This window comes from Pseudomonas sp. SDO5532_S415, assembly GCF_054071155.1.
In genome coordinates, this window is record NZ_JBSVWS010000233.1 from 1 (window position 1) to 7,053 (window position 7,053).

The 7,053-nt window shown below is 60.1% G+C and carries 5 protein-coding genes and 1 pseudogene; 3 read left to right on the plus strand and 3 right to left on the minus strand.

Features of this window, described 5'->3' with window-relative positions:
- Nucleotides 1-51 precede the first annotated feature (51 nt).
- Nucleotides 52-1,398: a class II 3-deoxy-7-phosphoheptulonate synthase gene (locus ACW9HW_RS27835; protein WP_095196773.1), complete on the minus strand. Its 1,347-nt coding sequence runs from the start codon at nucleotides 1,396-1,398 to the stop codon at nucleotides 52-54.
- A gap of 151 nt (nucleotides 1,399-1,549) precedes the next feature.
- Here ACW9HW_RS27835 and ACW9HW_RS27840 point away from each other — a divergent pair, with 151 nt between their 5' ends.
- Nucleotides 1,550-2,305, plus strand: a complete 756-nt coding sequence (locus ACW9HW_RS27840; RefSeq protein WP_095196772.1) for a spermidine synthase — start codon at nucleotides 1,550-1,552, stop codon at nucleotides 2,303-2,305.
- Nucleotides 2,306-2,406: 101 nt separating this feature from the next.
- Here ACW9HW_RS27840 and ACW9HW_RS27845 read toward each other — a convergent pair whose 3' ends face one another.
- Nucleotides 2,407-3,198: a crotonase/enoyl-CoA hydratase family protein gene (locus ACW9HW_RS27845; RefSeq protein WP_457402525.1), complete on the minus strand. Its 792-nt coding sequence runs from the start codon at nucleotides 3,196-3,198 to the stop codon at nucleotides 2,407-2,409.
- Between the two features lie 387 nt (nucleotides 3,199-3,585).
- Here ACW9HW_RS27845 and ACW9HW_RS27850 point away from each other — a divergent pair.
- Nucleotides 3,586-5,293: pseudogene (locus ACW9HW_RS27850) on the plus strand (DEAD/DEAH box helicase).
- A gap of 165 nt (nucleotides 5,294-5,458) precedes the next feature.
- On the opposite strand, the gene ACW9HW_RS27855 reads toward ACW9HW_RS27850, so the two are convergent.
- A complete protein-coding gene (locus tag ACW9HW_RS27855) occupies nucleotides 5,459-6,226 on the minus strand; it encodes a DODA-type extradiol aromatic ring-opening family dioxygenase (RefSeq protein ID WP_457402527.1) in 768 nt (255 codons plus the stop codon).
- A 103-nt stretch (nucleotides 6,227-6,329) separates the two neighbouring features.
- On the opposite strand from ACW9HW_RS27855, the gene ACW9HW_RS27860 reads away from it, so the two are divergent.
- Nucleotides 6,330-6,986, plus strand: coding sequence for a thiopurine S-methyltransferase (locus ACW9HW_RS27860; protein ID WP_095196768.1), 657 nt, complete (start codon nucleotides 6,330-6,332; stop codon nucleotides 6,984-6,986).
- Nucleotides 6,987-7,053 lie beyond the last annotated feature (67 nt).

Consider the following 7,053-nt stretch of genomic DNA (forward strand, 5'->3'; position numbering starts at 1 on the left):
TTGTTACCGGGCGTGTGGGAGCGAGCCTGCTCGCGAAGGGGGCGCCACGATTTAGCGCCGGACTTGTTTCAGGGTTTCGGCAATCAAAAACGCCAATTCCAGCGACTGATCGGCATTCATCCGCGGGTCGCAATGGGTGTGGTACCGATCCGACAAACCGTCTTCGGTAATCGGCCGCGCCCCGCCAATGCACTCGGTGACGTTCTGCCCGGTCATTTCGATATGAATACCGCCGGCATAACTGCCTTCAGCTTCGTGCACCTGGAAGAACTGCTTCACTTCGCCAAGGATCTGCGCGAAGTCTCGGGTCTTGTAGCCACTGCTGGCCTTGATGGTGTTGCCGTGCATCGGGTCCGAACTCCACAGCACCTTCTTGCCTTCACGCTGCACGGCACGGATCAGCTGCGGCAAGTGATCGCCGACCTTGTTCGCGCCCATCCGCGCAATCAGATTCAGACGGCCGGGATCGTTGTCCGGATTGAGTACGTCGATCAAGCGGATCAGCTCTTCAGGGTTCATGCTCGGACCGACCTTGACGCCGATCGGATTGTTCACCCCGCGCAGGAATTCGACGTGGGCGCCGTCGAGCTGACGGGTGCGGTCGCCGATCCACAGCATATGGGCCGAGCAGTCGTAGTAATCGTTGGTCAGGCTGTCGCGACGCACGAAGGCTTCTTCGTAGTTCAGCAGCAGCGCTTCGTGGGCGGTGAAGAAACTGGTCTCGCGCAGTTGCGGCGAACTGTCCATGCCGCAGGCGCGCATGAACGCCAGGGTCTCATCAATGCGGTCAGCCAGGTGGCTGTACTTTTCCGCCAGGGCCGAGTTGGCGATGAAGTCCAGGTTCCACTTGTGCACCTGGTGCAGGTCGGCAAACCCGCCTTGGGCGAAGGCGCGCAGCAGGTTCAGGGTGGCGGTGGACTGGTGATAGGACTGCAGCAGGCGCTCCGGGTCCGGCACGCGGCTTTTTTCGTCGAAACCGATGCCATTGACGATATCGCCGCGGTAGGCCGGCAGGGTCACGCCGTCGATGGTTTCGTCGTTGGCCGAACGCGGTTTGGCGAACTGCCCGGCCATGCGCCCGACCTTGACCACCGGGCAACCGGCCGCGAAGGTCATGACAATCGCCATCTGCAGCAGTACCTTGAAGGTGTCGCGGATTTTCGCGGCGGAGAACTCGGCGAAACTTTCGGCGCAGTCGCCGCCCTGCAACAGAAACGCGCGGCCCTGGGTCACTTCGGCAAACTGACGGCGCAATTCCCGGGCCTCACCGGCAAACACCAGCGGCGGGTAGCTGGCCAGGGTTTGCTCGACGTGCTGCAAATGCGCCGCGTCGGGATATTGGGGTTGTTGCTGGATCGGCAGGGCGCGCCAGCTGTCAGGGCTCCAGGGTTGGCTCATCACAGTCTCTAATGTTTTACGCTCGGACAACCATGTTATCAGCAAATTAGTGCGTGACCTGTTCCCGTCGCTTCAAGGACAATCGCGCCTTTGCCGCACCCTGTTCGCGGTGTTATTGCGTTGCCGGCCACGGTGACGATCGGGAGACGAAATGACTGAGGAGCGCGTCGAGCATTTGCTCGCCGAGGTGCAGGACGAATTTGGCGTGATTCGTGTGCTGGAAGTGGCCGATTACCGGTTTCTCGAATTCGGCGATGCCATCGAGCAAAGCTGCGTGTTCACCGCCGACCCGAGTTGGCTCGAATACGATTACACCCGGGCGATGCTGATTGGTGCGCTGTGCCACGAACTGCCGGAAACCGCGCTGTTTCTCGGGCTTGGCGCCGGTACGCTGACCCAGGCCTGCCTCAAGTTCCTGCCGCTGGAAGATGTCGAAGCCATCGAATTGCGCCCCGATGTGCCGCGCCTGGCCATCGAATACCTGGGACTGGATGACGATCCGCGCCTGTACATCCGCGTGGGCGATGCGCTGGAACTGCTTGACACCGCCGAGCCTGCGGATCTGATTTTTGTCGATCTTTACACCGACGTCGGTCCCGGTGTCGGGCACCTGGCCTGGACCTTCCTGGAGAACTGCCAGAAACGCCTGAATCCGGGTGGCTGGCTGGTGATCAATCAATGGGCCACCGATGATGGCAAGCCATTGGGCGCCGCATTGCTGCGCGGTCTCTACCATCGCCACTACTGGGAATTGCCGGTGAAGGAGGGCAACGTGATCCTGATCGTACCTTCGGAGCTGGATCAGGTGCTGGATATGGAAGGGTTGGCCGCTCGGGCCGAAGCCCTGGCGCCGCGGTTGGGGTATTCGTTGCAGTCGTTGATCAAGGCGATTCGGCCGGCGACATAAGCCGGTGTCCGTGAGGACCTCTTCGCGAGCAGGCTCGCTCCCCCATTTGACCGTGATCCAATGTGGGAGCGAGCCTGCTCGCGAAAGCTTTCAATACCGAACTAAAGTCCTTTGAATACGCCGGGCCGCCGCTCCACCAACGACCGCACACCCTCCCGCGCGTCCTCGGTACTCAGCAACTTCTTCACCAGCGCAGGCAATCCTTGAGCCGCGGCGGTTTCCCCTTCATAACGCGCCTGTCGGGCAGACATCAGCGTCGCCTGCACCGCCAGTGGCGCCTGCCGGGCAATTCGCTCGGCCAACTCGAGCGCCCGTGGCAGCAAATCCTCACTGGCCATGACCTCCTGCACCAACCCCAGGTGCAAGGCATCGCGGGCATCGAACTCATCCCCGGTCAGCATCCAGCGCATGGCATTCCCCCAACCGGCCACTTGATGCAGACGCAGCGTGGCACCGCCGAAGGGAAAAATGCCGCGCTGCACTTCCATTTGCGCGAAGCGGGTGTTGCTGGCGCACAGGTTGATATCGGCCGCCAGCATCAACTCGATGCCGATAGTCAGGCAGTAACCCTGGGCGGCGACGATCACCGGTTTGTTGACCCTGGGGCCGGCGAATACGCCCCATGGATCGCAGCCTCCAGGCGGTGCTTGCCAGCCTTCGCTCAGTGCTGCACTGGCGCTCACCAGATCCAGCCCGGCAGTGAAATGCTCGCCATGACCAAACACCACCGCCACCCTTGCATCGCTGTCGGCTTCGAACTCACCGTAGGCCAGGCTCAGTTCGTTGAGCAGGTCGAGGTCGAAGGCGTTGCGTTTGGCGACCCGATCCAGGCCGATCAACAGGACATGACCGCGCTTTTCACGGCTCACACGGCTGGTGTCGAGCTCTTTCATGGGGCATTTCCTCGGGCACAAAGGGGAGTCGGACCGACGGTCCGTGCGTTCAGGGTGAACCGTTTTAGCGCTATAGCCCACAGGGCCGGGCCTTTGAAAAATAGACGCTCGCACGATTATCCGCAAAGCCTGTGACAGAACGCCGTACGCGGGTTTTTTGCGTTAAAAAAAGGCTCCCTTTTTCGGCAAATTCCGGTATAGTGCGCGCCGGCCTTTAGCCGGGCCGCGTTTAGGTAGAGCAATTCCCCGAAGTCAGCTTCGGCTGCACGTCCGTACTGCGGACTCTTCCTTGACGATTCTTTTCATTCATTCGTTTTCGCAAATCCCCGCCGACAAAGCTGCCAGGGCGACTCTTGAGTCTCAACACGGCATGCGCAGCTTTGGAGCATGGGTCTTTGCGGATGCACTTAGAGGCAGACCCATGACCCAGGAAATCGGCGGCTTCGCCGCTCTTGAACTTCATCCAAATATTGTCGCTGCAGTAGTCGCTACCGGCTATGAAGAGCCTTCGGCCATTCAGCAGCAGTCGATCCCGATCATTCTCGCCGGTCACGATATGATTGGTCAGGCGCAAACCGGTACCGGTAAAACCGCTGCCTTTGCCCTGCCTATCCTGCACCGCATTGATCCGTCCAAGCGCGAGCCGCAAGCTCTGATCCTGGCCCCAACTCGTGAGTTGGCGCTGCAAGTTGCAACCGCTTTCGAAACCTACGCCAAGCAAATGCCGGGCGTCACTGTTGTGGCTGTCTACGGCGGCGCGCCGATGGGCCCACAACTGAAAGCAATCCGTAATGGCGCACAGATCGTTGTCGCCACTCCGGGCCGTCTGTGCGACCACCTGCGTCGCGACGAAAAAGTTCTGGCGACCGTGAACCACCTGGTTCTCGACGAAGCAGACGAAATGCTCAAACTGGGCTTCATGGACGACCTGGAAGTCATCTTCAAGGCCATGCCGGAAACCCGTCAGACCGTATTGTTCTCGGCTACCTTGCCGCAGTCGATCCGTGCCATCGCCGAGCGCCACCTGCGCGATCCGAAGCACGTTAAGATCCAGAGCAAGACCCAGACCGTTACCGCGATCGAACAGGCTCACCTGTTGGTTCACGCCGACCAGAAGACTTCTGCCGTTCTCAGCTTGCTGGAAGTGGAAGATTTCGACGCGCTGATCATGTTCGTGCGGACCAAGCAAGCGACCCTGGACCTGGCCAGCGCCCTGGAAGCCAAAGGCTACAAAGCCGCTGCGCTGAACGGTGACATTGCCCAGAACCAGCGTGAGCGCGTCATCGACTCCCTCAAGGATGGCCGTCTGGACATCGTTGTAGCGACCGACGTTGCTGCTCGTGGTCTGGACGTACCGCGCATCACTCACGTGTTCAACGTTGACATGCCGTACGACCCGGAATCCTACGTTCACCGTATCGGCCGTACCGGTCGTGCCGGTCGCGAAGGTCGCGCACTGCTGCTGGTGACTCCACGTGAGCGCCGCATGCTGCAAGTGATCGAGCGTGTAACCGGTCAGAAGGTTGCTGAAGTTCGTCTGCCGGACGCTCAAGCCGTTCTGGATGCACGCATCAAGAAGCTGACCAACAGCCTGTCGCCGCTGGTGGCTGACGCCGAATCGACTCACGGTGATCTGCTCGATCGCCTGACCGCCGATATCGGTTGCAGCCCGCGTGCCCTGGCCGCAGCCCTGCTGCGCAAGGCTACCAACGGTCAAGCGCTGAACCTGGCCGCTATCGAGAAAGAGCGTCCACTGGTGCCGAACAACGCACCGCGTGGCGATCGTCCAGAGCGTTCCGGTGACCGTCCTGAGCGTGGCGACCGCGAGCGTCGTGCCCCGATGCCGTTGGCCGAAGGTCGTGCCCGTTGCCGTACCGCGCTGGGTGCGCGTGACGGTATCGCCGCCAAGAACCTGCTGGGCGCCATCCTCAATGAAGGTGGTCTGGCTCGTGAGGCCATCGGTCGCATCCAGGTGCGCGACAGCTTCAGCCTCGTCGAGCTGCCGGAAGATGGTCTGGAGCGTCTGCTGACCAAACTGAAGGACACTCGCGTTGCCGGCAAGCAGTTGAAGCTGCGTCGCTATCGCGAAGATTGATCCGCTTTCGGGCTGATTGATCGGATATGAAAAATCCCCGACTGGTTCGGGGATTTTTTTTGCCTCTCAATCGACGGTGTGCCCTTCGCGAGCAGGGGATTTGTGAGTGACACGCATCCATTGTGGGAGCGAGCCTGCTCGCGAAGGACGCGACTCGATTTCCCCTCAGCCGAAGCGGTAAATATCCATTCCCAGTGCACCCATGGTGAAGCCTTTGTGGGCAACGCTGAAATCTCCCCCGGCGCTGCGGGCAAAGTACAGTGGCAGCAGATGCTCATCGCTGGGATGGTTACGCACGGCGTTGGGTGCCTGTTGACGATAATCATGCAAGGCCGCTTCGTCATTGGCCTCAAGTTTCTCGATCATCCAGTCGCGAAAGACCTGCGCCCAGGGTTCGACGCTCTCGGGGCCGGCATGCCAGTCGAGTTCCCGCAGGTTGTGGGTAACGCTGCCGGAGCCGATCAACAGCACGCCATGTTCGCGCAGGCTGGCCAGGGCATGGCCGACGCGGGTTTGCAGGGCAGGCCCGCCACGGGAGGGCAGGGAGACCTGGACAATCGGAATGTCGGCCTGCGGATACATCAATGACAAGGGCACCCAAACGCCATGGTCGAACGGCCGCTGATTGTCGATGTGCGCGGGAAGCTCGGCTGCGTTCAACAGTTCGACAACCACCGCCGCCAGCCGGGGATCGCCGGGGGCCGGGTATTGCACTTCGAACAGCGCCTTCGGGAAACCACCGAAGTCGTGCCAGGTTTCAGGCCGGGGGTTGGCGCTGACCAGGAGTTCATGACTTTCCCAATGCGCAGAAACAATCACAATGGCTTTGGGCTTGGGCATGTCCGCCGCCAGGCGAGCGAGGGCGGGGCCGCTGGCGCCAGGTTCCAGGGCAAGCATGGGAGAGCCATGGGATATGTAGAGGCTGGGGAACATGAATGAGCTCCTGAGAGTTAAGATGGCCCCATCTTCAGTCAGATCATTGATCTAAATCTAATATAAGTTTTAGGGTGTTTTGATCGAATTTTTGGGGTTATTTATGCAGCCGGAGTTTTGGCACAAGAAGTGGGCGTCGAATCAGATCGGCTTTCACCTGCCGCAGGTAAACCCTTATCTGCAACGGTTCTGGCCACAGCTGGACCTGGAAGACAGTGCGCGGGTGCTGGTGCCGTTGTGCGGCAAGAGCCTGGATCTGTTATGGCTGGCGCACTGCGGGCATGAGGTGCTGGGTGTCGAGTTGTCGGAGAAGGCCGTTGAGGATTTCTTCAGTGAGCATCAACTGGACCCGGCTGTCAGTGAGCAAGGACCTTTCAATGTCTATCGGGCCGGTTCCATCGAGCTGTGGTGTGGGGATTTTTTTGCCTTGACGCCTGGCGATGTCGCTGATTGTTCCGCGCTTTATGATCGCGCTGCGTTGATTGCGTTACCACCGGCGATGCGTGAGCAATATGCGGTGCATTTGAATCGGATTCTGCCCAAGGGTTCTCAAGGGCTGCTGATTACGCTGGATTACGATCAGGATCAAATGTCCGGCCCGCCGTTCGCCGTGGTTGATGATGAAGTGCAGCGGTTGTTCGGGGCTTCGTGGGCATTGAAAGTCCTGGAGGATCAGGATGTGCTGAGCGAGAGCGGGAAGTTTCTGGAAGCGGGCGTCACCCGGCTTGAAGAGCGGGTTTATAGGGTTTCCAGCCGGTAGTTTTTGTTGATTGTTCCGGCCTCTTCGCGAGCAGGCTCGCTCCCACAGTAAATTTGCATATCACAAA

What these genes read in the sequence shown, in the direction of transcription:
- ACW9HW_RS27835 (WP_095196773.1), bottom strand. Translation starts at nt 1,398, where the DNA reads ATGAGCCAACCCTGGAGCCCTGACAGCTGGCGCGCCCTGCCGATCCAG.
- ACW9HW_RS27840 (WP_095196772.1), top strand. Translation starts at nt 1,550, where the DNA reads ATGACTGAGGAGCGCGTCGAGCATTTGCTCGCCGAGGTGCAGGACGAA.
- ACW9HW_RS27845 (WP_457402525.1), bottom strand. Translation starts at nt 3,198, where the DNA reads ATGAAAGAGCTCGACACCAGCCGTGTGAGCCGTGAAAAGCGCGGTCAT.
- ACW9HW_RS27855 (WP_457402527.1), bottom strand. Translation starts at nt 6,226, where the DNA reads ATGTTCCCCAGCCTCTACATATCCCATGGCTCTCCCATGCTTGCCCTG.
- ACW9HW_RS27860 (WP_095196768.1), top strand. Translation starts at nt 6,330, where the DNA reads ATGCAGCCGGAGTTTTGGCACAAGAAGTGGGCGTCGAATCAGATCGGC.